The 24,460-nt window shown below is 34.3% G+C and carries 25 protein-coding genes, 1 tRNA gene and 1 other annotated feature; of the genes, 23 read left to right on the top strand and 3 right to left on the bottom strand.

Features of this window, described 5'->3' with window-relative positions; all coding sequences use genetic code 11:
• The first annotated feature begins 2 nt into the window (after positions 1-2).
• Together gatB and AAA926_RS03800 are read left to right on the top strand one after the other, a co-directional pair.
• Positions 3-1,433 carry an Asp-tRNA(Asn)/Glu-tRNA(Gln) amidotransferase subunit GatB gene (gene gatB / locus AAA926_RS03805; protein WP_338211898.1) on the top strand — a complete coding sequence of 477 codons (1,431 nt, stop codon included), beginning with the start codon at positions 3-5 and terminating at the stop codon, positions 1,431-1,433.
• A 30-nt stretch (positions 1,434-1,463) separates the two neighbouring features.
• Positions 1,464-2,384, top strand: a complete 921-nt coding sequence (locus AAA926_RS03800; RefSeq protein ID WP_338211897.1) for a diacylglycerol kinase family lipid kinase — start codon at positions 1,464-1,466, stop codon at positions 2,382-2,384.
• A 67-nt stretch (positions 2,385-2,451) separates the two neighbouring features.
• Here AAA926_RS03800 and AAA926_RS03795 read toward each other — a convergent pair whose 3' ends face one another.
• The gene (locus AAA926_RS03795) at positions 2,452-3,162 is read right to left on the bottom strand and encodes a Bax inhibitor-1/YccA family protein (RefSeq protein ID WP_338211896.1); all 711 of its coding nucleotides are present in this window, start codon (positions 3,160-3,162) and stop codon (positions 2,452-2,454) included.
• 173 nt (positions 3,163-3,335) lie between these two features.
• On the opposite strand from AAA926_RS03795, the gene rlmD reads away from it, so the two are divergent.
• The 6 genes from rlmD (at position 3,336) to AAA926_RS03765 (ending at position 7,675) form a co-directional block, all read left to right on the top strand.
• Complete coding sequence (rlmD, locus tag AAA926_RS03790; RefSeq protein WP_338211895.1) at positions 3,336-4,688, top strand: 23S rRNA (uracil(1939)-C(5))-methyltransferase RlmD; 1,353 nt, start codon at positions 3,336-3,338, stop codon at positions 4,686-4,688.
• 329 nt (positions 4,689-5,017) lie between these two features.
• Positions 5,018-5,284 carry an AbrB/MazE/SpoVT family DNA-binding domain-containing protein gene (locus AAA926_RS03785; RefSeq protein ID WP_338211894.1) on the top strand — a complete coding sequence of 89 codons (267 nt, stop codon included), beginning with the start codon at positions 5,018-5,020 and terminating at the stop codon, positions 5,282-5,284.
• An 8-nt stretch (positions 5,285-5,292) separates the two neighbouring features.
• Entirely contained in the window at positions 5,293-5,613 is a 321-nt protein-coding gene (locus tag AAA926_RS03780; protein WP_338211893.1) for a type II toxin-antitoxin system PemK/MazF family toxin, read from the top strand.
• Positions 5,614-6,078: 465 nt separating this feature from the next.
• A complete protein-coding gene (locus tag AAA926_RS03775) occupies positions 6,079-6,816 on the top strand; it encodes a DUF6994 family protein (protein ID WP_338211892.1) in 738 nt (245 codons plus the stop codon).
• 116 nt (positions 6,817-6,932) lie between these two features.
• The gene (locus AAA926_RS03770; RefSeq protein WP_338211891.1) at positions 6,933-7,313 is read left to right on the top strand and encodes a YbgA family protein; all 381 of its coding nucleotides are present in this window, start codon (positions 6,933-6,935) and stop codon (positions 7,311-7,313) included.
• Entirely contained in the window at positions 7,310-7,675 is a 366-nt protein-coding gene (locus tag AAA926_RS03765) for a TIGR02328 family protein (protein ID WP_338211890.1), read from the top strand. The genes AAA926_RS03770 and AAA926_RS03765 overlap by 4 nt, the downstream gene beginning before the upstream one ends.
• Positions 7,676-7,807: 132 nt before the next feature.
• Here AAA926_RS03765 and AAA926_RS03760 read toward each other — a convergent pair whose 3' ends face one another.
• Both AAA926_RS03760 and AAA926_RS03755 read right to left on the bottom strand, forming a co-directional pair.
• Positions 7,808-8,266 (bottom strand): DUF3021 domain-containing protein, encoded by a 459-nt coding sequence (locus tag AAA926_RS03760; RefSeq protein WP_338211889.1) that lies wholly within the window; start codon positions 8,264-8,266, stop codon positions 7,808-7,810.
• A complete protein-coding gene (locus AAA926_RS03755) occupies positions 8,263-8,697 on the bottom strand; it encodes a LytTR family DNA-binding domain-containing protein (RefSeq protein ID WP_338211888.1) in 435 nt (144 codons plus the stop codon). Before AAA926_RS03755 ends, AAA926_RS03760 begins: the two co-directional genes overlap by 4 nt.
• Before the next feature lie 202 nt (positions 8,698-8,899).
• Between AAA926_RS03755 and AAA926_RS09855 the strand changes: the two genes are divergently transcribed.
• From AAA926_RS09855 to AAA926_RS03685, 15 genes are all read left to right on the top strand, one after another.
• Positions 8,900-9,040, top strand: a complete 141-nt coding sequence (locus tag AAA926_RS09855; protein WP_420915078.1) for a DUF7010 family protein — start codon at positions 8,900-8,902, stop codon at positions 9,038-9,040.
• Between the two features lie 249 nt (positions 9,041-9,289).
• The gene (locus AAA926_RS03750) at positions 9,290-9,976 is read left to right on the top strand and encodes a hypothetical protein (RefSeq protein ID WP_338206655.1); all 687 of its coding nucleotides are present in this window, start codon (positions 9,290-9,292) and stop codon (positions 9,974-9,976) included.
• A 116-nt stretch (positions 9,977-10,092) separates the two neighbouring features.
• The gene (locus AAA926_RS03745; protein ID WP_338206654.1) at positions 10,093-11,946 is read left to right on the top strand and encodes a DUF2075 domain-containing protein; all 1,854 of its coding nucleotides are present in this window, start codon (positions 10,093-10,095) and stop codon (positions 11,944-11,946) included.
• Between the two features lie 161 nt (positions 11,947-12,107).
• On the top strand, positions 12,108-13,016 hold the full coding sequence (locus AAA926_RS03740; RefSeq protein WP_338206653.1) for a PRD domain-containing protein: 909 nt from the start codon (positions 12,108-12,110) through the stop codon (positions 13,014-13,016).
• The gene (locus AAA926_RS03735; RefSeq protein WP_338206652.1) at positions 12,988-14,373 is read left to right on the top strand and encodes a PTS transporter subunit EIIC; all 1,386 of its coding nucleotides are present in this window, start codon (positions 12,988-12,990) and stop codon (positions 14,371-14,373) included. The genes AAA926_RS03740 and AAA926_RS03735 overlap by 29 nt, the downstream gene beginning before the upstream one ends.
• Position 14,374: 1 nt before the next feature.
• Positions 14,375-14,881, top strand: coding sequence for a PTS sugar transporter subunit IIA (locus AAA926_RS03730; protein ID WP_338206651.1), 507 nt, complete (start codon positions 14,375-14,377; stop codon positions 14,879-14,881).
• Between the two features lie 2 nt (positions 14,882-14,883).
• Positions 14,884-16,311 carry a glycoside hydrolase family 1 protein gene (locus AAA926_RS03725; protein ID WP_338206650.1) on the top strand — a complete coding sequence of 476 codons (1,428 nt, stop codon included), beginning with the start codon at positions 14,884-14,886 and terminating at the stop codon, positions 16,309-16,311.
• Positions 16,312-16,371: 60 nt separating this feature from the next.
• A complete protein-coding gene (locus AAA926_RS03720; protein WP_338211887.1) occupies positions 16,372-16,857 on the top strand; it encodes a prolyl-tRNA synthetase associated domain-containing protein in 486 nt (161 codons plus the stop codon).
• 970 nt (positions 16,858-17,827) lie between these two features.
• Positions 17,828-18,066 (top strand) — a binding site (T-box leader).
• A gap of 49 nt (positions 18,067-18,115) precedes the next feature.
• Complete coding sequence (locus AAA926_RS03715) at positions 18,116-19,300, top strand: metal-dependent hydrolase family protein (protein ID WP_338211886.1); 1,185 nt, start codon at positions 18,116-18,118, stop codon at positions 19,298-19,300.
• Between the two features lie 94 nt (positions 19,301-19,394).
• On the top strand, positions 19,395-19,766 hold the full coding sequence (locus AAA926_RS03710; RefSeq protein WP_046331814.1) for a hypothetical protein: 372 nt from the start codon (positions 19,395-19,397) through the stop codon (positions 19,764-19,766).
• A gap of 162 nt (positions 19,767-19,928) precedes the next feature.
• On the top strand, positions 19,929-20,930 hold the full coding sequence (locus AAA926_RS03705; RefSeq protein ID WP_338211885.1) for a D-2-hydroxyacid dehydrogenase: 1,002 nt from the start codon (positions 19,929-19,931) through the stop codon (positions 20,928-20,930).
• 125 nt (positions 20,931-21,055) lie between these two features.
• On the top strand, positions 21,056-21,763 hold the full coding sequence (locus AAA926_RS03700; protein WP_338211884.1) for a GH25 family lysozyme: 708 nt from the start codon (positions 21,056-21,058) through the stop codon (positions 21,761-21,763).
• On the top strand, positions 21,760-22,995 hold the full coding sequence (locus tag AAA926_RS03695) for a DEAD/DEAH box helicase (protein WP_338211928.1): 1,236 nt from the start codon (positions 21,760-21,762) through the stop codon (positions 22,993-22,995). Before AAA926_RS03700 ends, AAA926_RS03695 begins: the two co-directional genes overlap by 4 nt.
• Positions 22,992-24,320: a PTS sugar transporter subunit IIC gene (locus AAA926_RS03690; RefSeq protein ID WP_338211883.1), complete on the top strand. Its 1,329-nt coding sequence runs from the start codon at positions 22,992-22,994 to the stop codon at positions 24,318-24,320. The genes AAA926_RS03695 and AAA926_RS03690 overlap by 4 nt, the downstream gene beginning before the upstream one ends.
• Before the next feature lie 53 nt (positions 24,321-24,373).
• Positions 24,374-24,446: transfer RNA gene (locus AAA926_RS03685), tRNA-Arg, on the top strand.
• Positions 24,447-24,460: the final 14 nt, after the last annotated feature.

Here is a 24,460-nt window from a genome sequence, read left to right as displayed (position 1 = left end):
TGATGAATTTTAAATCAACAATTGGGTTCGAAGTTCACTTTGAATTAAAAACTAAAAGTAAGATTTTTTCACCTTCGCCAGTAAGTTATGGTGCTAAACCCAACACGGAAACAAATGTCATTGATTGGGCGATGCCGGGTGTTTTACCTTACGTTAACAAGGACGTTTACCGTTTAGGCATTATGGTTGCATTAGCCACACATGCTCATATTTTGCCAACAACTCATTTTGACCGAAAAAATTACTACTACCCAGATAGCCCTAAGGCTTACCAAATCACCCAATTTTTCCAACCACTAGCTCGTGATGGCTATGTTGAAATTGAATCTCACGGTAAGAAAAAGCGTATCGGCATTCATGAAATGCACATCGAGGAAGATGCCGGCAAGAATACTCATGGGACCAACGGTTATTCTTACGTTGACTTAAACCGGCAGGGTGTTCCTCTACTTGAAGTTGTTTCTGAGCCCGAAATTGCTGATCCTGATGAAGGCTATGCTTACCTTGAAAAATTGCGTAAGATAGTGCAATTTACCGGTGCTTCCGACGTTAAGATGGAAGAGGGATCAATGCGTGTTGATACCAACATTTCCATTAGACCTGCCGGTCAAAAGGAACTGGGTACCAAAGTTGAAATGAAGAACTTGAACTCTTTTGAACATGTTCGTAAGTCTTTGGCATATGAAGAAAAGCGTCAAGCTCAAGTTCTCCTTTCTGGTGGTCGCGTGCAACTTTCTACTCGCCGTTTTGATGAAGCTACTGGTAAAACAGTTTTGGAGCGTGTCAAAGAAGGCGATGCTGATTACCGTTACTTCCCTGAACCTGATATCGCACCTGATCATATCAGCCAAGAGTGGATTGATGAAATTAAATCTACCTTGCCACGATCAGCTGAAGAACGATACAACCAATACGTGAATGATTTTGGTCTGAAAGAATACGACGCAAATGTTCTTCTGCAAACCAAAGAAAGTTCAGACTTCTTTGATCAGACGGTTGCTGCTGGAGCTGATCCGCAGCTTGCTGCTAACTGGATGAACACTCAGGTTAATGGTTATTTGAATGATAATCGGGTTGAACTGGCTGATATTAAGTTGACACCGGAGCATTTAGCTGCCATGATTAAACTGATTAAAGATGGTACGATTTCTTCTAAGATAGCTAAAAAGGTCTTTGCAGAGACAATTGCTAATGGTACCGATCCTAAGAAATATGTTGAAGACAAAGGTATGGTGCAGTTATCTGATACCAGCGTCTTGGCACCTATGGTTAAAGAAGTTGTTGATAATAACCCACAATCGGTAGAAGACTTTAAGAATGGTAAGGATCGGGCAATTGGTTATCTTGTCGGTCAGTTAATGAAACAAACCAGGGGCAAGGCCAATCCAAAGATAATTAATAAGTTGCTGAATGAAGAATTGCAAAAGCGTTAAGTAAGTTTTGAAGTAATAAGGGTAGAAATTATGACTGAAAAAGCAAGATTGATCTATAATCCTGTATCTGGTCACGAACAGATGCCTAAAAATGTCGCGGATATATTGGACGTTTTGGAACAAGCTGGATATGAGGCAAGTGCTTTCAGAACTACACCAGAAAAGCAGAGTGCTCAAAAAGAAGCTACCCGTGCTGCGAATGAAGGTTTTGACCTGATTGTCGCTGCTGGTGGTGATGGCACAATCAATGAGGTGGTAAATGGGATTGCTTATTTAGAGAAAAGACCCAAGATGGCAATAATTCCTGCTGGCACTACCAACGATTATGCGCGAGCATTACACATTCCGCGAAATGATATTTCTGAAGCAATCAAAGTTGTCCTTAAAAATAAAACTCGTAAGATGGACATTGGGCAAGCGACTTTTGCCAAAGATATCCAGTATTTCGTCAATATTGCCGCTTGTGGCTCACTAACAGAATTAACTTATGGAGTTCCATCGGAAGTAAAGTCTGCCCTGGGTTATACCGCCTATTTAATTAAAGGTGCGGAAATGTTGCCGCATCTTACAGAAAACGAACTGCGTCTGACTTATGATGAGGGCGTGTATGAGGGCAAGCTTTCAATGTTATTGCTCGGAATGACTAATTCTATTGGTGGTTTTGAACAAATAATGCCTGATGCTGAGTTAAGTGATGGCTTATTCCAATTGATAATTGTTAAACCTTCTGATCCAGTAAAGTTGTTAAAATTAATGGCTTTAGCTTTAAACGGCAAACACGTTGATGATCCTGACATTATTTACACCAAGACGCGTAGTTTAAAGATTGAGTTAATTGGTAAAAGCAAGGGAGAGAAGTTGCCGGTTAACCTTGACGGTGAAATTGGCGATTATTGTCCTGTTACCTTTAAAAATTTACAACAACGAATTGAATTTTTCGTTGGTGAGTAATTAAAACACAAATAAAGAGCAACTGCTGTTAATAGTAGCTGCTCTTTTTACTTGTTAATAAAATCTATTAGTTGCGGCTATTGCCACTGCCACCAAAGATTTCCAACAGGAACATAAAAATGTTAATGAAATCAAGGTAAAGTTGTAATGCGCCAAGCACTGCTAAGCCATTGGTTGAAACTTGATCACCGTAATTGCTGTAAATTGTTTTCATTCTGTTAGCATCACTGGCAACTAAGCCGGTGAAAAGAATGACACCGATAAATGAGAAGACATAGGTAACGGCAGGGCTACGTAAAAACATATTAACCACCCAAGCAACAACGAAACCAAGTAAAGCGGCACTCAAGTATGAATTCCAGTTGCTAAGATCTCTTTTAGTAAAAGTACCAAACAAGGCCATGGCAATAAACACGGCAGATGCTGAAACAAAAGCAGTGGTGATTTGGGTGCCGGTATAAAAGCCGGCAATTAAGGCAAACTCAAAGCCGTAAATTGCTGATAATATTGTTAACATTACTAAACTGGCAACTGGACTACGGTCTGCCTTAAAGCTAATTCCCATTGATAAGCCAAAAGGTACAAATAAAATGAGCCACATCATGGCCACTGGCATGTTCATCACAGCGCTTCTGAATACGGTCATTGTTAAGTAAGCTGCTAATGCAGAAATCAGCACGGCACCACCCATGAGAGCATACATTTTAGTTAAAAAAGTATTGGTTTCGGAGATGGTGTGGATTTGGCGCCTATCTGAATTAGTATCATAATTATTCATGAAAAACGTCCTTTCTTTAATTGATTAGTATTAAAAGTAACACAGACAATACTAAGTGTGAAGGGATAAAGCTGAAATTAATCCAATATTAAGAAACCGGTATGTGCATTACTTTTGCTAGGATTTTTAGTAAAATAGATATATTAATTAGTGTTTGTAAAAAAGGACAAAATATGGAAAAGAATCAAATTATCAAACTTGAAATTACAGATTTATCATATGAAGCTATGGGAGTAGCTCATTATGAGGGCATGACGGTATTTGTCAACAATGCCTTACCGGGTGAAACGGTAGAAGCTAAGATTTTAAAAGTAAAGAAACACTTTGCTTTTGCTAAAATCGAACAAATTATTAAGGAAAGCCCTGACCGGGTTAACATTAAACTTAACCAGTGGGTCCAAACCGGCTTAGCTTCTTTAGCACATATCAAATACGATAAGCAGCTCGAGTTTAAACGTAATCAAGTGGTAAATTTACTGCAGAAAGCCCATTTAGATGATGTAAAAGTGGGCGAGACCTTGCCTAGTCCAGAACAAACTGGCTATCGTAACAAGGCACAAGTGCCTGTTCGTGAAGTTAAGGGCCAGCTTGAAATTGGCTTTTTCAGAAAACATTCACATGATTTAGTGCCACTGACTAATTTCTTTACTACTGATCCTGAAATTGACCGCGTTTTAGTTGCTGTGCGTGACATTTTAAGACAATATCGTGTTCCAGCTTACGATGAAATTCATAATCAAGGTGAAGTCAGGTACTTGGACGTTCGACGTAGTAAAGCGACTGGTGAAATCATGGTCATCTTGGTTTGTCTGCACAAGGATTTTCAGCAGTTACCTAAAGTGGCTGAGGCAATTAAACAAATCGAGGATGTAACTAGTCTTGTCTTGAATTATAATCCGAAGAAGACCAACGTTATTTTAGGTAAAGTTGATTACTTGATCTTTGGTAAACCACAAATTACAGACAAAATTGGTGATGTTAAGTTTAAGATTTCCCCTGAGAGTTTCTTTCAAATTAATTCACTGCAAACTCCCCGCTTATATAATTTAGCTATTAAAAAAGCTGATTTACATCCTGATGATATCGTAATTGATGCCTATTCTGGTATTGGAACTATTGGATTAAGTGTTGCTAAACACGTCAAATCTGTTCGCGGAATTGAAAGCGTGTCTGACGCGGTGAAAGATGCCAATAATAATGCTAAGTTGAATGATATCAATAATGCCAAATATGTGACTGGTAAAGCTGAAGAAGTGATGCCAAGATGGGCTGCTAAGGGGATGAAGGCTGATGTTATCTTTGTCGACCCACCAAGAAAAGGTTTAACACCAGAATTTATTGAAGCAGCAGTAAAAACTAGTCCAAAGAAGATTGTCTATATTTCATGTAATCCTGCAACCATGATTCGTGATTTGCAAGAATTTATGAATGAAGGCTACATCTTCAGTCAAATCGATCCTGTTGATATGTTTCCGCAAACACCGCATGTTGAAGCGGTGACGGTGCTGGAACGGGCTAGGAAATAAATACTAAATGCTTGTATAGTGGTATTTTAATAGAATAAAAGCGTCCTAATTCCAATTTTTAAAATAGGAATTAGGACGCTTTTTGCTTTCATCTACACAACATTGCTTTCATGATAAGAGAAAAGCAATTATTATATAATTAGCTATATTTGGTTCACCTGCTTAACAAACAAGAGAAATTTGTACTAGATAATTAATTTTTGAATGATATTATATTGGTGTGAAAAATTTATTAGTAAAATTCATTGATTCAAATCCTTGGCATTAATCAATAATTTTAGTAAAATATTTGTAAGAAGTAAGACGTAAAACTAAAAGGAGAAATTGTTATGGAAAATGCTTTAACTGGTAAAGTGTCACAAAAAGGACAAGTTGTTATTCCAGCACCAATCAGGAAGGCTCTAGATTTGAAAAGAGGAAGCGAAGTATCATTCAAATTAGAGAATGGCGAAATTACTATTAAAAAACTACCAACAGCATTAGATTGGGCTAATTTGGTTAAGCAAATACCGGTTGAGAATGTTGATATTGATGAAAATGGACATTATGATCCTAAAAAATCACCTGATTTTCATGACTGGATGGTTAATGGTTAATGGAGCCAATGGACATTTATATTGCTAACGTACCTTTTGACGAGATACATGGTAGCAAAGTACGCCCAGCTCTAGTAATTGAAGTTGGTCGAGAATACGTCATGGTTTTTAAGATTACTAGCCAATATCAGCATAAGTCAGTACAGATTAAGCAATTGTACTATTCTATTCAAAACTGGCCAGAAGCAGGGTTAAAAAAGCAGTCCTATGTTGACACTCATAAACTTTATCGTTTAAACAAAAAATTGGTTTTTAGTCAAAAGCCGATTGGTAAATTGACTGCACTAGATAGGCTAGGACTTTTCAGATTTATTCAACAGCAAAATTAGAAAGTTATATGTCACCCAGATTAGGGTGGCATTTTGTTCATAGGGAATGCGTAATTTATCTCCTAAGATTTATATATTTTAGTTTAATTTATGAAAATGACAAATTAATTTTACTGTTTGAAAATTTTGAATGTAATCATGGTAGTCAAGATTGCCTTCTAATTTTTTCTAGAATCTAATGATCTATATATTTAATAGTATCTTATTATCATAAATTAATTTTCAATTATTGAAAGAATGTTTTAGATTTGGTTATTGACAATTTTAAAATTCTTAGAAAATTTAATCAAATTATTTATTACTTTGAAAATAATAGGTGACAATAGAAGTAAAAGTGTAGTAAATTATAGATGAAGCTGTATTATTATACTTGTTATAAATGGATTAGACTGTTAAAAAAATATAAATATTTAACAAATTTCTAACAGCTTATCAAAAGTTATTTTAAGAAAAGAGGAACAAATTTTGAAAGTATACTTAAAAAACATTGAACGTTTAAATAGTTTCTATCAAAGCGATTATTATCGTTGGTTGAAAGATCATGATCCCGAAGATTGCTTTGGAAAAATGAAAAAAGTCGAAGATGCTTTATATGATGATCCAGATGGATGTGATGCCGAGTTATACAAACGTTTGTTGAAGAAATATAATAATTTAAAGACTTTAAGAACTTTAGAAGAAAATCCGTATAATTTGTTTATAGTCGCCGAAAACCAAGAGATAAAAATGTCAGCCGATTTTATTTGTGGGTATAAAAGCATAAAAGGCGTGATTTCAGACGAGCAAGAGTTTTTATGCGCTTATAAAAAACTCAGATCAAGTACAAAATTACATTTTTTATGGCCACAGCATGAAACACCAACTATAAATACCCTTCGCTATTTAAAATATAACGATCGCATTGATTATTTATTATATGATCTGAAACTTTACTTTATGGGTGGGAAAACACCGATGCAAAAAGCCTATCAAAACAATAATACCAAAATATGGTTAGATACATTTGCTGGTGACTTTCCAAAATTCGTTAATGAAATGCACTTCAAAGATTTTGTTAATGAAGACTATGATGTGCTGGATATTGAATTTGGACAAAGAAAAACTGTTACTGGCGATTTACAGCAACTTAAGAGTAAATCTAAGAATAAAAATGTTCAAAAACGATACATGGAACAGTTATTAACTTTAGATAAGTTGTTTTAATTAATTAGTTTGAATCATTTGTTGTGAAATAGTATTTAGTAATAAAATTTAGTTAGGAAGAATTTATTATTAATAAAACTATTCATGTAAATGCATAAAAAGCGGGACAAATGAAAATGGAAAAATGGCAAGGAGAATGGGCCTATAATAAATATTGGGTGATGGCTCATTCGCAACAGTGCTATGAGCAGATTAGGCTGCTGGCTAAGGACAACGAATGGTCGGAACAAAAGAATATTGAATTCAAGAACTTATTGGAAAAAGCGGCCAGTCAAACTCCAACAGTTAAAACTTTAACCAACGCCTATCAACATGTCTGGGGTTATTTTAAGAAAATTTGTACGGAAGAGGAAAAACAAACTTACTTACAGTTATTGCAAGAATTATTACCAACAGAAGATGAATTGGGTCCATTTTTAAGTCGTTTAGCTGAAAGGTATCAAGTTTCTTACTTATTAAATTCACGTTTAATTCAGGAGAATAAAGAAAAATTATGAGATTATGGCATCAAGACTTAATTTGGCGTTTGCCAAGGCAGCAACTATTGGGGCAACATCGAGAAATTGCCGCTTTGCGCGGACGTGGCTGGGGCAAACCACATGACACCGTTAATTATGTTTTTCAGTATTCACCATATAAATTGTATCAATTTCATTTGTTAGTATTAGCTGAGATGCAACGGCGCCATTATCATCCAGATGTTAAATGGTTTGATCCTTATTATAGAGGACAATATTGTCCTAAGTACGAAAATTTACCAGCTATTCCGTGGTCTGACCCAATATATCCAGAGCACGACGATGAATATTTACAAAGTTGCTTAGATAATTTGCACCAAAAAGGAATAGATTTATATTAAGTTTGGTTTGTTAAAAAGCCGAAGATTAACATTGAATGATGATATTTTCCTAAATCTCTTTTTTAAGAAGCGCAAGTAAAAAAGTTGAGCACTGTGATATGAATGCTCAACTTTTCTGCCGTTGTAATTAGATTACTTTTTTTTGATTTTATGATTAATATTTGCAATTTCCTTTGCAATTTTATGGTAATTATAATACCAGCAAATTAAGTAGATGATGACAAAAATCACAGTAAATTTTGTGAAGTTAATCAAGTCTAACGAAACCCAACCAGCTAAAAGGGCCAAAAAAACAAACCCAAAATAGTAGGTAAAGAAATTTATAACTGTTTTCTTTAATAATGACCAATGGTTAATAGTGAAGATAAAACTGCCAAAACCGAAAAATATTCCAGTCACTGCCCAAAGAATAATTGAGGCGGTAAAAGCATTAAGCATATTGCTAAAGTTTGTCGAAAAAGATGGACTGGATGGAACATAAACTGCGCTATGTGATGCGTAACTGCAAAAGATAGAAATCATTAAGCCAATGAAGATGCCTTCAGTAGCAAAAGTAAACAAATAATTGATAAATCTCTTGGTGTTTTTCATATTCCTAACCTCTCTTTCAGGTTCTTAATATTTCTTCTAGATATCTGCACTCTATGATTATTAGTCAAAACTACATCAATTAATCCGTTATCAAGTAATTCAAGGTGGTCGATGTGTTGATAATTAAATATAGCGCTGCGTGAAGCTTCAATAAAATAGTTCGGTAGATCTGCTTTCAAATTTGATAAACGATCATTATATGTAAGTTGCTGCTTTTCTGTATAAACATTAATATCTCTATTAGCAACTTCAAGTGAATAAATATCTTCAAAATTAATCGGATAAATTTGAGATTGATAATGGCACCATAATGAATTTTCTGACTGTGCTAATTTTTGCAAAAGTTCATTAATTGCTGGTGTCATTTTTTTGATCCATAATTCACCGTGCTCTTCACTAATATTAAGATCGATGTGACAATTAATTTTCATTCCTGGCGCTCCTTTCTGTTAATAAGTATAGTAGATGAATTTTGCTTTTATCCTAGATTACTGCAAATGGTGGAATAAGTGTCATTAATGGTTACAAAATTTGTGTTTCTGGCTAAAGTTTATCATTTATAATTAAAAGAGGGTTTGAGTGCGTGAATATACTAAAGTGTAAATTAAAAGAAAAGTTGTTTTACTTAAAAGGATGAAGATGATTAGAGAAATTAATGAATTAAGGTTAGATTGTGCGCTGAAACAAAAAAGAACGCTGCATATAATACTCACTTCAATTATCATTTGGCTAGCCATTTTAATTGTTCAATTTTATGATAATTCCAACAAATAAACTTTCATTTAAGGTAGATTTTTCTGTTAATGTAAGAATTATCAACGCAGGTAAATTAGCTTAAAAGTAATATTGAAAATATGTTAACGGGTTAGCAAACTATGATTTATATGATATTGACTCTGAAATTTTAAAACATCTTTTAGATCAAAATTTTCTTGACATAGCTTCTTTAGAAAAAGACTATAGTGAAAATAATTACCAGAAAAAAAGATAGATTTAGTTTAGAATGGAAATATGGAAATATTGATGACGAAAAATAAAGCAGATACAATAGTATTTCTTCTAAAATACATTAAAAACAAGCCGAAATATATCAATGATTTTAAAAATGGCAATTTATATTTTACAAAATTACAGTATTTTATTGATTTAGAGAATGTAGAAAATAATAATAAAACTGGCGATAAAAATGAAAGTAGATTTCATAGGGAGATGAATGATATAAAGTCTATAACTATAGCTGATTACAAGGTAAACTTAGAAGACATTACTGATATGTCTTTGGATTTTGAAATGAATTCCATTGATAAGGATAACTGTGGAATTTGTAGTTTCTTTGCGGTTTATTTTAGAGATTTAGAGAAAGACAAAGATAATGAGAATGTGTATAGAATTAAACCTAAAGTTATAGAAGATCTTCAAAAGTTAAAAGATGGTGATAGGAAACTATTTGTCGTTAAAAATGTAAAAGGTTTAATTAGAGAGAGTAACGAATACCAAATAGAACATGGTTCAGTCATTTATTATGATCCTAATAATTATGAAATAAATAAAGTTTCGACGAATCACCTTATGTTTTACAAAACTAATAAATATAAATATCAACATGAATATCGGTTTGTTAAAAACGATATTGGAAAAGGTAATTTGTTACATTTTAATTCTTTAGAAAAAGATATTCTTGAGATAAAATTTAAAATAAAGGAAAATTAATTCAAAATATCATGCTCTATAGTCTATTAGTCTATTGAATGAATATTTAAAAATAATCTTTCATAAAATTTATAATTAAACCATGTTATTAAAATTTATTATTTAGGAGAATCGTTTTGTCAAAAGATTTAATTAAAGAACCTGTAATTTTTGACACAAAATACGATGTAGAAAGTGCTAATGAACTTGAAAATAAAATTCATGATGAATATAAAAATAATAAATTAGCAGAAAAATTACTAATAGAATATCCAACTGTCTACATTATTAATTCAAAAATTTCGGGAAACAAGGAATATTCAGTTTATGTTGGTGAGACTAATGATATCCAAAGAAGAACGATTGAACATCTAGGTGAAGATCCTAAAGTTAGAGTTGACTTTGCGGATTTTAAACATTCAAATAATGCAAAAATGTATGTCATAGGACAAGAGCACTTTAATAAATCTATGACATTGGATATTGAAAATAGGCTTATGCAATATCTAAGCAGTGTTTCAGCTGTTTCAAGGCTAAATAATCGCCGTTTTAATGAACAGAATAAATATTATGATTCCGAAGAATTTGATGACCTATTCAAAAGAATATGGTCGGAGCTGCATAAAAAAGACGAGGATCTATTCCCAGATGCTGAAGACCTAAAAACAAAGGCTATTTTTAAATCTTCTCCATTTAATAAACTTACAAATGAACAACTTAAAGTTAAAACGGAAGTAATTTTTAAAATTGATCAGGCCCTTAGATCAGCCACTAGTCTTGATGAAGCAAAATTGATTTTGGTTGAAGGTAAAGCTGGAACTGGAAAAACTGTCTTGGTAAGTAATATTTTTTATGATTTGATTCATGAAGATAGATTAGATGATTCTTCTGTTAAGAAGAAGACAAATCATATTCACCACTTAAAGATAACGTTATTAGTAAACCAAAATGAGCAGTTAAAAGTTTATGAAGAAATTGCGGCTAAACTTTTTCCAAATGATTCTGATGTTAAGGTAATGAAACCATCTACATTTATTGACAAAACATCAGTAAGCCAAAAGGATGATATTGTTATTATTGATGAAGCGCATTTGTTATTAACTCAAAAAAGTCAAGCATATCATGGACATGGCGACAAAATGATCGATGATATTTTGAAAAGAGCAAGAGTTGTGGTAGCTGTTTTTGATCCACAACAAGTTTTATCAATTGCCTCAATAGTTGATAATCAATATTTAGAAACTTTAGTTGAAAAAACAGGTGGTGAAACTACATACTTAAAAGATCAATTAAGGATAGATGCCAATGATCAAACTATTGATTGGATTCACAGGCTAATTGACGAAGGAATAATAGGACAAATTCCAACAGATAAAAAATATGAAATAAAAATATTTGATTCTCCAAGGTTAATGCAAAATGCAATTGAGCAAAAAAATCGTTCACAAGTTCATGGCATTAGTCGCATGGTGGCGACTTTTGATTGGAAATATTCTGGTGGTAAGGAAGAATTACCAGAAGGACAAAGGTATTGGGAAGTTAGGACTGGTAATTGGAGCATGCCATGGAATTATGAAATTAATAGAAGAGATCATATAGAAAAAAGAATTAGAGGGAAAGATAAGGCAAAAAGCGTAAATAAATCTCGTTTAAAAACAGTAAAGTATGGTGATTTACCTTGGGCTGAAAAAGACTACACTATTAATGAAATAGGATCTCTCTACACGGTTCAGGGATTCGATCTTAACTATGTTGGAGTAGTTTTAGGTCCATCTGTAAAATATCGAGATGGTAAGATAATTCATGATTATCAAGGCAGTGAAAATAGAAAAGCAATCAATAAAAGAAATTCCAAGACAAGCTATGCAAAAGAATTATTAAAAAATGAGTTTAATGTTCTAATGACTAGAGGAGTTCATGGTCTCTATATTTATGCTGTTGATCAAGAATTACAAGATGCATTAAAAGAGGCAGCAAAGAATAAATCTTAATGTTACACTTCTAAATAATCATTAGAAAGGTAAAATAGCGCTTGCATATATATAAAAAATATCATATACTTAATTATATTAATTAGTTGTAACTGATTTTTCAGGCAACATCGAACAAATATTTGTTCGATGTTGCCTTTTTTGCTTTAAGGAGGTGAATAATGGAAAAAATTTATAAAATTACTCAAGTTTTAAATAATAATGCAGTTTTTGCAACAAATCTTAAAAGGGAGGAAGTGATTTTAGTAAAACAGGGAATAGGTTTTCAAGGTAAAAATAAAATAGTTGTCAGATTGAATGATGTCCAGGTTTTTTCACCTCAAACTGAAACTGAGAAACAAAGATATGAGCAATTCATCAATGAAATTCCATTTGAATTTGTGCAGTTTACTATTAACACGGTTAATTTGGCTAAATGTAAATTAGGTTTAAATTTTTCGAACGGTTTAATTTTTACATTAGCAGATCACATTAGTTTTGCTGTAGAAAGATGTAAAAAGAATGAAAATTTTGATTATCTAGATAATGAAGAAATAAAGCAATTTTTCCCAGATATTTATAAGTTTGGGAAAAAGACGGTTAAGTCAATAAATAAAAAGTTTGACGTTAACTTAAAAGATAGTGAGGCTGTAGCAATAACTTTTCATTTTGTTAACTCTCTTATTATTGATTCAAATACTAATAAAAAAGATATCACTAATACTAAACAAATTTTTAATATTACCTCGGGTATCATGACAATAATTGAAAATCACTACCAAAACCAAATTGATCAAAAGTCAATTAGTTATTCCCGAATGGTTGTACATATTAGGTATTTAGTTACAAGTATATTACAAGATAAATCTGTTACAGACCCGGGACTCACTTCAGAAAAAACAAAAGAACTATTGACCTCATTCAGTGATGAACGAATTAAGCACATTATTCATGATATTTCACTTTATTTAAAGAAAGAATTAAATTATTCACTTTCAAATGAAGATAAATTGTTTTTAAGTATTCATTTGACACGTCAAAGACTAAAGAAGGAGACGAATGATGAAAATAAATGTAAAGCAGACAGGTGACAAAATTATAGACCTTGTGGGCGGCGTAAATAACATATCGTCATTTACTCATTGTTTAACCAGACTGAGATTTTATTTAAAGGATCCAGCCAAAGCAAAAACCGAAGAAATTAAAAAAGTTCATGGTGTTCTTGGTGCACTTTATAAAATGGGACAATATCAAGTAGTTTTAGGTGAAAATGTCGGACCTGTTTTTGACTATGTTGAAAAAAACTATGGCATTAAAAGTGAAGAGTTGCAGGGAGTGGATCAAGAAGCTGTGGCAAAGGAAGATAAAAAGAGAAATGAAAATATTTTTCAAAGAGTGATTGAATTCATTTCTAGTTCTGTAACACCTTTTGTTACAGTAATTTATGGAGCAGGTATGCTTCAAGTTTTTCTTTCACTCGCTTCTTCAATTTGGCCTTCCATTAAGACTAATGATACTTATATGATGTTTTATTGGTTAGCACAAACTGCATTTTATTTTATGCCTATATTAATCGCATACGGTACTGCAAAATACTTAAAAGGTAACCCAGTATTTTCGATGACTGTCACTGCCGCTTTGCTATACCCTGAATTTATGAAGTATATTGGTTCTAGCAAAACGCTGACACTATTTGGAATTCCAGTTATGGCAAACAGTTATGCCAGTTCATTGCTACCAGCTTTATTAGTTTCAATATTAGTAGTCTATCTTGAAAGATTCTTTAATAAAGTGGTTCCCGGAGTTCTTAGGGCAGTGTTTGCACCAATGTTGACCTTAGCAGTAGCAATGCCAATCGCATTTTTAGTCTTGGCACCTTTAGGCTCAATTTTGGGTAATTATGTGGTTCAATTCTTTGTTTGGCTCTATGCTCACTTAGGTGGTATAACTTTAGGCCTTTTGGCGGGTTCATTGCCTTTTATCATTATAGGTGGAATGAATATGATGTTTGCACCCTTTATGGTACAGAACCTATCCTCATTAGGTTATGATTCAATCTTTCGTCCAGCTTTCATTATGCATAATATGGCAGAAGGTGGAGCTTGTTTAGGTGTTGCAATTAGAACAAAAAATAAAGAACTGAAGACTAATGCTATCAGTTGCGCAATTAGCGCTATTATTTCTGGTGTTACTGAGCCTGCTTTATATGGTATTACATTGAAATGTGGCACTTTAAAATATGTTATTGGAAGTGCAGCAGTTGGTGGCATTCTAGCTGGCTTTTTAGGAGCTAAGGCGTTTGCAATGGGTTATTCCAGTATTTTAGCTATTCCAATTTTTGGAAAAACTATTGTTGCTGTGTCAATTGCGATTACAGTTACTATCTTATTATCTATGTTGACAACTGCTATTTTTGGCTTTGATGATTCCTGGATGAGTGAGTCGTAATATGAAATTTTTTAATAATTTTATCAAAAAGAAAAAAGATGATTTAACCGCATCTGATTTAACTGCGATGGTAACTGGGCAGTTAATTAAAATTGAAGATGTAAAAGATGAAGTTTTCAGTCAAAAAATGATGGGGGATGGCATTGCAATAATACCTACTGGAGGAAAAATACTTGCACCTGCTCATGGAAAGATAACTTCTGTATATCCTACAGGACATGCTGTTAATTTAAGTTTAGATATAGGTGTCGAGGCGATTATTCATATAGGAATCGACACGGTTGAGTTGAAGGGAAAAGGCTTCACTAAAAAAGTTTTTAGCGGACAAAAAGTTGAACGTGGAGATATATTAATTGAATTAGATAAAGATCTGTTATCTTCAAAAGTTGATTTGACAACAATGTTAATATTTCCAGAATTACACGACTGGTGTTTAGAAAAAGAAAATAGTCGAAGTAAAGTTATTGCTGGTAGAAGTATAGTTGGAAGAATTAAGAATAAGGAGTAAAAATGATAAAAGAAGTAAGACACAATTTTCCAGAAAAATTTTATTGGGGTGGTGCCATTGCAGCTAATCAAGCTGAAGGTGCTTGGAATGTTGATGGTAAGGAAGCTTCAACAGCAGATATCAAAGCTGGCGGGTTTTTTGGAGGATTGAAACGGAATGCTGATTTTTATCCTACTCATGATGCAATTGATATGTATCACCGATATCCAGAGGATTTTAGTTTATTCAAAGAAGCAAATTTTAATATTTTTCGAACCTCAATTAATTGGACAAGAATATATCCTAAAGGCATAGAAGATAAGCCAAATGAAGCGGGTTTGAAATTTTATGATCAATTTTTCGATTCAATTCGTCAAAATGGCATGGAAATTATGATTACAATCTCTCATTACGAAACGCCATTATATTTGGTAGACCATTACGGTGGCTGGGATAATCGAAAATTTATTGATTTTTATATGAAATTTGTTAAAACAATTGTCGATCGTTATAAAAACAAAGTGAAATTTTGGTTGACTTTCAATGAAATTGGTAATGCCGCAGTTAAGCCTATTTGTTGGGATGCAGCTTGCATAGACCCAGAAAGTGATAATTTATTACAAAGAATGTATCAGGCAGCACATCATCAGTTCGTTGCCAGTTCACTAGCTGTAAAATACATTCATGAAAATGCTCCTCAATGTAAAGTTGGAGCTATGATTGCTTATAAAACTGTTTATCCTTATACTTGCAAGCCTGAAGATGTCTTAGCATCAAAAATGGATAATCGCAAAGAATATTTCTTTTCTGACGTGCAAGTCAGAGGAGAATATCCAAACTATATTTGGAAATATTTCGAAGAAAATAATATAAAAGTGCAGATGGAAAAAGGTGATGAGGAACTAATTAAGAAGTATACAGTTGATTTCATTACTTTTAGTTATTACCGTTCACGTGTTATATCTGCAGATTATGAGGAGCCAGCAGAGAAAACGACAGACTCATTGGAGGGATTGGTAAATCCATATCTGCCAAAAACTGACTGGGGATGGTCTATTGATCCAACAGGGCTTCGACTAGCATTAAATGATCTGTGGGATAGGTATCAAAAACCAATGTTTGTAGTTGAAAATGGTCTTGGTGCCAAGGATGAAGTTACTCCAAATGGTCAAATACACGACACTTACCGTATTGATTATATGAAAAAGCATATTCAAGCTATGAAAGACGCGATTGCAGATGGAGTAGATTTACGTGGTTATACTATGTGGGGTCCAATTGATATAGTAAGTAATGGAACCGGACAAATGTCAAAGAGATATGGCATTGTTTATGTCGATCGTGACGACAAAGGTCACGGAACATTGAAGAGATTAAAGAAAGATAGTTTTTATTGGTATCAAAAAGTTATTAAAACAAATGGTGCTGATTTGGATGAAACTAATAGTTAGTAATTTTTAAGTGAACTCTAGTGATATAATGTTAATATTACTTTGGAAGACGCTTATCAAATGAACAAAAACGAGACATTACATTACTTAGATCAACTTGGAATTAAATATGAGATAGTGGAGCATCAAGCTGTTTACAATATGGCAGAAATGGAGCAGATTAAACTGCCTCATCCTGAAGCAGATGCTAAAAATCTGTTTGTGAGGGATGATAGAAAACGTAACTACTATCTTTTGACTATTAAGGGCGATAAAAGAGTCAACTTACAGCAATTTCGTGAGGAAAATGGTACCCGCAGACTTAGTTTTGCCTCACCGCAAGACCTAAAAGAAAAATTAGGTTTAGAACCCGGGTCGGTCACGCCTTTAGGTCTGTTAAACGATCCTGAGCATGAAATACCGTTTTACCTTGACTCATATTTTAGTGACCAGCCGAGAATCGCTGTTCATCCCAATGACAATATAGCCACTATTTGGCTAAATCCGCAAGACTTGCTAAAAGTCATAAAAGGTTTGGGAAATCCTGTTAAAGTAGTAAAAATGTAACTATCAATAAGTTAAAAAGCATGTAATATTAAGACGCAAATCAGTGATTTGTGTCTTTTTTATAGCAAATGCATACGGTAATTTATTTGTATATATTTATCAAATAAATACCACTAAATTATTAACAAAAGGTAAATATTTTTATTCGTGAATGTAATTGGTTAAATTATATCAACTTTCATTGTAGAATCTTTTTCGTTGCCGTTAATCTCTGGTCAGGACTAGGATATTGCTTTTAAAAGCACCAAGAAATTAAGACCTGAACGCAGCCAATAATGGTAACGAATCTGATGTTAAAAATGTAGTTATCAGTTTAATCCTGACATTAATTAAACATTTAAATCATTGTTAATTAAGTATCTTTCTTTCTTGTGTATAAACCTAATTTCTCAATAAACTGTTGTTTTAGTTAGAATAATTAATATTCATTTAATCATTGAATGGTGATGGATTTCATCAGTTTAGTTTTTATTTGAATTTGCTAATATCTCATCAACGTTGAAATAAAATAGCGTTTGATTAAAGCAAAAAGTTGAGGCTCTTGCCTTTTACATCTTTCAGGAAAAAGGATTGTTAGTTGATCAATTAAGCTAATACTAGTTACAAATTAGTAGAAAAAACGCATATGAGTAGGGATAGATTAATTATTAGCATTCTGGCTTAACGACTAAAAACAGTGGTAATCAAAACTAATTTAAAGTCGTAATTGGAGGTGTGGCATCAAAGCAGTTATCGATTACCTGTTACTAAAATTTTACCTAGCATAAACTTAAAAAAAGCAATATCATCAGGTTAAACAAAATAACTATTATAAAAACATCAGAAAAGTAAGGCTAAGATGATAAAATTTTTTACCATTCTTAGCCAAATAGTTAATGCTATACCCCCAAGTGAACTGCCGATTCTTCATTTTTACTTCATGGTGTTGACATAATTAATAAATAATGATAGATTAAAAGTCAATTAAATAAACAACATCTTGCAAAGCAGAGTAACTATTTTGTTGCTGATAAAGAGAGCTGATATTTGGTGAAAATCAGTTAGCAGTAAGTAGTGAACATGGGCTTCTAATTGATGTCCATTGGTGATAATCAGCCAGTGGCGGAGTTGCATCCGTTATTTTTGCAAGCTATTGTTTGATAGTTAATGAGGTTTATTACGTGAGTAATAAATGAATAAAAGGTGGTAACGCGAGCACTCGTCCTTAAGAAGAAAAGGATGAGTGCTTTTTTTATACAAAAATTTGGAGGTTTTTTAGATGACTAAAACTGCTTATACTAACGTTAATTTGTTTAACGGGATTGATGATAAAATTAAGTCTAATACAACGTTAGTGGTTGATGATGAAAGTGGCAAGATTACCAAAATAGATGAGGGTATTGCACCTGAGGCTGATCAGACGGTAGATTTACACAATAAATATGTGATTCCTGGCTTAATCAACTGCCATACTCATATAATTATGGATCCTTTGACCCCTGACGGTGGCAGTGAATCTGATGTTGTATCTTCTACGGTTCGTGCAGTAAAACATTTGCATGATTTATTGAAATCTGGTGTTACCTATATTCGTGAATGTGGCAGCACTTATAATATCGATATTGCTCTTAATAATTTAATTAAGAAAAATAAGTTAACCAAGGTGCCAGAAATCGTGCCAGCAGGTCACCCATTCTCTATGACTGGTGGTCACGGTGATTTGCCTAATTTTGGTGTGCTGGTTGATTCACCAGATGAAATGCGCAAAGCAGTTCGCCAAGGAATTAAGGCCGGTGCCAAGGCAATTAAAGTCATGGCCACAGGTGGCGTCATGACTGAAAACGATTCTCTTGATGATCCTCAATTAAGTGAAGCTGAAATGCACGTTGCAGTGGAAGAAGCTCACCACAAGGGTTTAACTGTGGCCGCACATGCGGAAGGCAATCCGGGAATTTTGAATGCGATTAAGGCCGGCGTTGACAGCATTGAGCACGGCTTCTACGTTAATGATGAAGAAATTAAGCTGATGATTGAAAAAGGAACATATTTGACGCCAACGATAGTTGGAGCTTGGGCATTTATCGAATATGCACCGGGTAAAATTCCAGACTGGGAAATGAATAAAATTGCGGCAGCTTGGAAAGATTTGCGCGGTAATATTACTAAGGCCAAAAATGCTGGTGTTAAGATCACTCTGGGTACTGATGCCGGCACACCATTTAATGACTTCACGATGACTCCGCAAGAATTACCTTTACTGGTAGAACAAGGTTTCACTAATTTTGAAGCTTTAGAAACCAGTTATAATTCTGCTAAGCTACTAAAAGTAGATAAAGAATATGGTTCTTTAGAAGAGGGCAAATACGCTGACTTTTTGGTATTGGATGAAAATCCGTTAGAGAAGATCAGTGCGGTTGTCCAAAAAGACAAAGTGGTTTACAAAAAGGGCAAAAGAGCTTACTAAATAAAAGCAAATGATTTTGCAATTTCGAACAAGTGTTCCATAATAAAAGAAGCTACTAGAAAAGCAGCTTCTTTTATTTTTTAGGAGGACAAAAATGAATCAGAAGTTTTTAGATGTCATGAATGATGAAGGACCGGTCACCATTGTTACTATTAATGCTAACCCTGCTAGTGTAGTAAATACGTGGATGTCGTATGTAAAAGTCGACGAGGCAAATAATTGCCTTTATATCCCTGCAGCGGGAATGCACAGTATTGAGAATGATTTTGCCCAAGATAATCATGTCCTATTAACTATGGGTTCAAAAAAAGTAGAGGGTACAGCTGGCCCAGGAGCTGGCTTTCATGTTAAAGGAACCGGAAAATTTTTGGCAGAAGGACCAGAATTCTCTGAAATGCAGGCACGTTTTCCCTGGTTAAGAGAGGTTTTACGGGTTAATATCAACCAAATTGAACAAAAAATTTAATTTAGCACTTTAAAATAATGTGCAAATCTGATGGTCTTATTAGCTTTCATATGATTAGGCTTAAATTATTAATTATTATTTTTTAAAATTTATCTTTAATTTTATTCTAATTTTAGATACAATAAGAGATATAAATTTTTTATCCAAAAAGGAGGATTAATAATGAAAGCTTTACTTTACAATATGACCCCGGAGCAACAGGTTTATGCTGACAAGTGGAATAAAGATCATCCTGAAGATGATTTGGTTTCAACTGAAGACAAGCTTGATGCTAAGACTGTTGAGATGGCGCAAGGCTATGATGTTGTCAGCGTTTTGCAGGTCTTCGATATAGATGAGGAAGAGGTCTATCGTAAATTGAGCTCATATGGAATTAAGCAAATAGCTTTAAGGTCTGTTGGGTATAACATTGTTAATTTTGATTTTGTGCACAAGTATCATATGATTGTAACGAACACACCGGCATATTCTCCACGTGCAGTGGCGGAGAACACTTTGACTTCTGCAATGTACTTGTTGAGAAAGTGGGGTCCTATTTTAGATAATGAAAGAGAACACCTCAATTTTGTTCGGTCTGAAGATTTGATGAGTGATGAAATCTATAACCAAACAGTTGGTATTATTGGTGTTGGTCGTATTGGTTCTTGCGTTGCAGAAATGTTTCATGCTTTAGGAGCCAAAGTACTCGGTTATGACTTGGTTGAAAATCCTGCCAACGAGGCATTTTTGGAATATACCGATTTTGATACCGTAGTTAAAAACGCAGACATTTTGACGTTGCATACGCCTCTTGAGCCTTCAATGGAAAACATGATTAGTGCCAAGCAATTTAAAGAAATGAAAAACACCGCATATCTGATTAATGCAGCTAGAGGTCCATTGGTTAACACTCAAGACTTGATTGATGCATTGAAGAACAAAGAAATTGCTGGTGCTTCATTGGATGTGATGACTGGTGAAGAGGCAATTGTTATGAAGAAATTTAAAGATATTTCCGAATTGCCAGTTGGGTACCAGGAATTAGCAAAAATGCCTAACGTTGTCTTTACACCGCATTCCGCATACTACACGAAGACCTCTGTCAAGAATATGATTGAACACAGTATGACTGATGTTAAGCGCGTTTTAAATGGTCAAAAGCCAGTATATTTAGTTGAAGAATAATTTTTGTTTATTAAGTGATCGACTTTATGGTCGATCACTTTTTTTATTGCTAAGATTGTAGTTAGCAACTGTAGTGGAAAAATTGCTATAATGTACAGGTGTAGAAAAAATAAACGGAGAAAAAGATGAAAAGGTTTCATCATAAGTTTACGCTACCTGCAATTCTAATCTTACTAGTTGTTGCAATTGGACTTCTTGTCACTGGTATCGCCAATATGCATAACCAGACGACATTGCCGCCAAATGGTAATTCAAGCGCAATTGGCGTCGAATTAAACCAGGATTACGGTTATGTTGATTTACATGAACTACAGGCTAATGGTATTTCATTTGTCTATTTGAGAAGTACACAGGGACGTTCATACTTCGACGATGATTATCTGTCATATCGTGATCAAATATTAGGAACTAAACTGGCTTTTGGTACTATTGTTGCCTACAGCAATGAGTCAACGCCATTGCAGCACTATCAGTATTTTTTGAAAAAGGTGGGCACTGACACCGGTAGTTTGCCGATTTGGATAGAACCAGCTATTGATAACTATGATTTAGCATATATTAAACAAATGGCTCAATTTGCTAGTATGCTTCAAGGATTAAATAAACGCGTCATGGTAGATGTCCCGGTTAAATATAAAAAGTATTTTCCCCATGATGTGCAGTTCATTACTGGTGGCAAAAAGGCTCCGAACAAATTGCAATATTCATTTTGGCGCTATAACAATGACGGACGGGTAAAGTCTGTGAGAAATCTGGAAAGTGGGGTAGTTATGTTAACTTATAATGGTACAGTTACCCAGTACAAGGAGAAATACGGACAATTAACACAATAATGAAACAAGAAATTCAAGCAGTTTTAACAAAATTAAAAATGGCTGAACCAACTTTGATTCAGCAAGAAACGCAAACTCCAATTTTAAATGGTGCAAGTTGTATCGCACTTGCAAAAACGGGAACCGGAAAGACCTTGGCTTACGCTTTACCTGCACTGGAAAAAGTAGAAAAAGGCAAACCCAATAGTTTAATTATTATTGCACCAACAACAGAATTAGCGGTGCAAATTCGCCATGCCATTAATCCCTTTATTCATGCTCTCGCTTTAACTGGAATTACACTTGTTGGAGCAGGAAATCGCAAACGTCAAGAAGATAATTTAAAAAAGAAACACCCTGAAATTGTCGTTGCCACTCCCGGAAGATTTTTCGATTTCTTTTCCGCTAATCGCATCAAAGTTAATCAAATAAGAACTCTGGTAATAGATGAAGCGGATGACGTTTTAGAATTCAATAAAATGGAATTATTAAGTTCTTTAGGGCAAAATATGACAGCTGATGCGCAGATCTTGCTTTTTGGTGCTACGGAATCCGATATAACCAAACAGGCAGAAGATATTTTTGCCCGCAAATTTATCACGATAGATGTGCGACCAGAACAGAAAACAACTGTTAAAAATTATTTTTTGCAAATAAACAATGCGCATAAAGTTGATTTTATTCAGCGGTTGATGCGCCTTGATGGTTTTAAAGGTATCCTATTTTTTGATTCAAACCAAACAATGATGCGTTTTGCCGGTATTTTGGCACATACTAAGACTAAATTTGGTATTTTAGCTAATGAATTTGGCAAACAGAAAAGAGAGGCGGCTCTCAATAGTTTTAAAGTTGGCAAAATCAAATTGCTTCTGGCCACAGACTTGGCTGCTCGCGGTTTAGACATTGCAGGGGTAACATATGTGGTGAACTACGACATTCCTGGTGAAGTTAACACCTACATGCATCGTGCTGGACGAACTGGTCGCATGGGTGCCAAAGGATTTGTGGTAACTTTGGGTGATGATCATGATCTGCGCGATCTCAGGAAACTGCTTGAACAGAGTGTTAAAATTGAACGTGTATATTTTGCCGGCTTTCATTTGACTACCAAAATGCCACGTAAAAAGGAGAATAAAAAGCAAGATCCAACTAAAGAAAAGAAGTTTAGTGGATCAAGCAAAAAACATAAAAAGCATAAGAATAAAAACAAGGGCTATCATCCCCATTATTTGAAGAGAAAGGAGCAAAAATGAGTCGATTAGTTACTTGGCTTGAAGACTATATTTTGCCTGTAGCTAACAAAATAGGGCAAACTCACTGGCTTGTGGCATTAAGGGATGCATTTGTCTCAGTAATGCCTATTACTATTGCCGGTTCTCTTGCTGTGTTGGTCAAAAGCCTGATTGCTGCAGCTAAAACTGAATTAGGCTGGCAAACTTTTGCTTGGGCAATGCAACCACTCTCACTAGTGTGTAATGTGGTTTGGCGCGGTACCTTTGCTTTATTTGCTCTCTTTTTGTCAATGTCTTTGGGCTATCATTTAGCTAAAAGCATGGAAGTTGATCCAGTTGCTGGAGCAATTGTTTCCCTGTCTTCTCTGGCCATGAGCATTGCTAATTTAACTAAACTTAAAATTAACGGCAAAGTAGTTCCTGTTCATAAGGTTTTTAATATTTCACAATTTTCAACTACTGGCATTTTTACTGCGATTTTATTTGGTTCAATCGGTGTTGCTATTTTTGCACTTTGTTTTAGAGCTAGAATCAGGCTTCATCTTTCTGCCAATTTGCCTTATGCAGAGCAGATGGCATTTGATTCACTCATTCCCGCAATTATTGCGATATTTTGTGTTGGTATGATTAATTTTGTCTTTCAGACAATCACAGGAACTTTTTTTGGCAACTGGTTGCTCAATTCGATTCAAACCCCTTTAGTAAAATTAGGTCAAGGCTTCGGCATGGTAATGCTTGTTACCTTATTAGTCCAGATTTTCAGCTTTTTTGGTTTTAATGGCTTAAGTGTCTGGGCTCCAATTTTAGATTCAATTTGGTTAACTGCCCAGAATGTCAATGTCACAGCTGCTCGTGCAGGAAAAGAAGCACCTTTTATTTGGGTTCGCGGATCATTTGACGCATTTGCTTGGTTCGGAGGAGCAGGGGGAACGTTAATGCTGATTGTAGCCATATTGCTGTTTTCCAAACGGAGTGACTACCGAACAATTGCTAAAGTTGCACTTGCACCGGGAATTTTTAATATCAATGAACCAATTGTTTTTGGTCTGCCTGTAGTGCTCAATCCCGTTTATTTTATTCCCTTTGTCGTTGCCCCTTTAGTCAATGTGGCTTTTTCATACGGTGTCAGCATGATGAATTTAGTTAATCCTGTACAAGTAGCAGTTCCTGCCGTTGTGCCACCAATCATCGGGCCATTTTTAGCCTGTAATTATGATTGGCGTGCTATCGTATTGTCAATTGTCAACATGCTGATAGCTTTAGCCATTTGGACACCCTTTGTTTTTGCGGCAGATAAAATTGCTGATTCTAATGCACCGAAACCATATTTTACTCGTCAATATTAATTACTAAAAAAGTTGGCTTTTATCACTCAAATTTGGTAAAGTTAATCTATTGCGACCCTGTAGTTTATCTGGATAGAACAATGGTCTCCTAAACCGTAGAGGTGAGTTCGAATCTCACCGGGGTCATATAAGGTATAATT

The organism is Lactobacillus juensis, from assembly GCF_036246285.1.
Taxonomy (GTDB): Bacteria; Bacillota; Bacilli; order Lactobacillales; family Lactobacillaceae; genus Lactobacillus; species Lactobacillus juensis.
The sequence above is the reverse complement of the archived record's forward strand: the minus strand, read 5'-3'. Positions and strand labels throughout refer to the sequence as shown.

Coding starts and splice junctions, on each gene's coding strand:
- AAA926_RS03755 (WP_338211888.1), bottom strand. CDS start 8,697: ATGAAAATTAATTGTCACATCGATCTTAATATTAGTGAAGAGCACGGT.
- AAA926_RS03780 (WP_338211893.1), top strand. CDS start 5,293: ATGGACATTTATATTGCTAACGTACCTTTTGACGAGATACATGGTAGC.
- AAA926_RS03795 (WP_338211896.1), bottom strand. CDS start 3,162: ATGAATAATTATGATACTAATTCAGATAGGCGCCAAATCCACACCATC.
- AAA926_RS03765 (WP_338211890.1), top strand. CDS start 7,310: ATGAGATTATGGCATCAAGACTTAATTTGGCGTTTGCCAAGGCAGCAA.
- AAA926_RS03710 (WP_046331814.1), top strand. CDS start 19,395: ATGAATCAGAAGTTTTTAGATGTCATGAATGATGAAGGACCGGTCACC.
- AAA926_RS03700 (WP_338211884.1), top strand. CDS start 21,056: ATGAAAAGGTTTCATCATAAGTTTACGCTACCTGCAATTCTAATCTTA.
- AAA926_RS09855 (WP_420915078.1), top strand. CDS start 8,900: ATGAAGATGATTAGAGAAATTAATGAATTAAGGTTAGATTGTGCGCTG.
- AAA926_RS03720 (WP_338211887.1), top strand. CDS start 16,372: ATGAACAAAAACGAGACATTACATTACTTAGATCAACTTGGAATTAAA.
- AAA926_RS03735 (WP_338206652.1), top strand. CDS start 12,988: ATGAAAATAAATGTAAAGCAGACAGGTGACAAAATTATAGACCTTGTG.
- rlmD (WP_338211895.1), top strand. CDS start 3,336: ATGGAAAAGAATCAAATTATCAAACTTGAAATTACAGATTTATCATAT.
- gatB (WP_338211898.1), top strand. CDS start 3: ATGAATTTTAAATCAACAATTGGGTTCGAAGTTCACTTTGAATTAAAA.
- AAA926_RS03785 (WP_338211894.1), top strand. CDS start 5,018: ATGGAAAATGCTTTAACTGGTAAAGTGTCACAAAAAGGACAAGTTGTT.
- AAA926_RS03800 (WP_338211897.1), top strand. CDS start 1,464: ATGACTGAAAAAGCAAGATTGATCTATAATCCTGTATCTGGTCACGAA.
- AAA926_RS03740 (WP_338206653.1), top strand. CDS start 12,108: ATGGAAAAAATTTATAAAATTACTCAAGTTTTAAATAATAATGCAGTT.
- AAA926_RS03725 (WP_338206650.1), top strand. CDS start 14,884: ATGATAAAAGAAGTAAGACACAATTTTCCAGAAAAATTTTATTGGGGT.
- AAA926_RS03750 (WP_338206655.1), top strand. CDS start 9,290: ATGACGAAAAATAAAGCAGATACAATAGTATTTCTTCTAAAATACATT.
- AAA926_RS03760 (WP_338211889.1), bottom strand. CDS start 8,266: ATGAAAAACACCAAGAGATTTATCAATTATTTGTTTACTTTTGCTACT.
- AAA926_RS03705 (WP_338211885.1), top strand. CDS start 19,929: ATGAAAGCTTTACTTTACAATATGACCCCGGAGCAACAGGTTTATGCT.
- AAA926_RS03770 (WP_338211891.1), top strand. CDS start 6,933: ATGGAAAAATGGCAAGGAGAATGGGCCTATAATAAATATTGGGTGATG.
- AAA926_RS03690 (WP_338211883.1), top strand. CDS start 22,992: ATGAGTCGATTAGTTACTTGGCTTGAAGACTATATTTTGCCTGTAGCT.
- AAA926_RS03730 (WP_338206651.1), top strand. CDS start 14,375: ATGAAATTTTTTAATAATTTTATCAAAAAGAAAAAAGATGATTTAACC.
- AAA926_RS03715 (WP_338211886.1), top strand. CDS start 18,116: ATGACTAAAACTGCTTATACTAACGTTAATTTGTTTAACGGGATTGAT.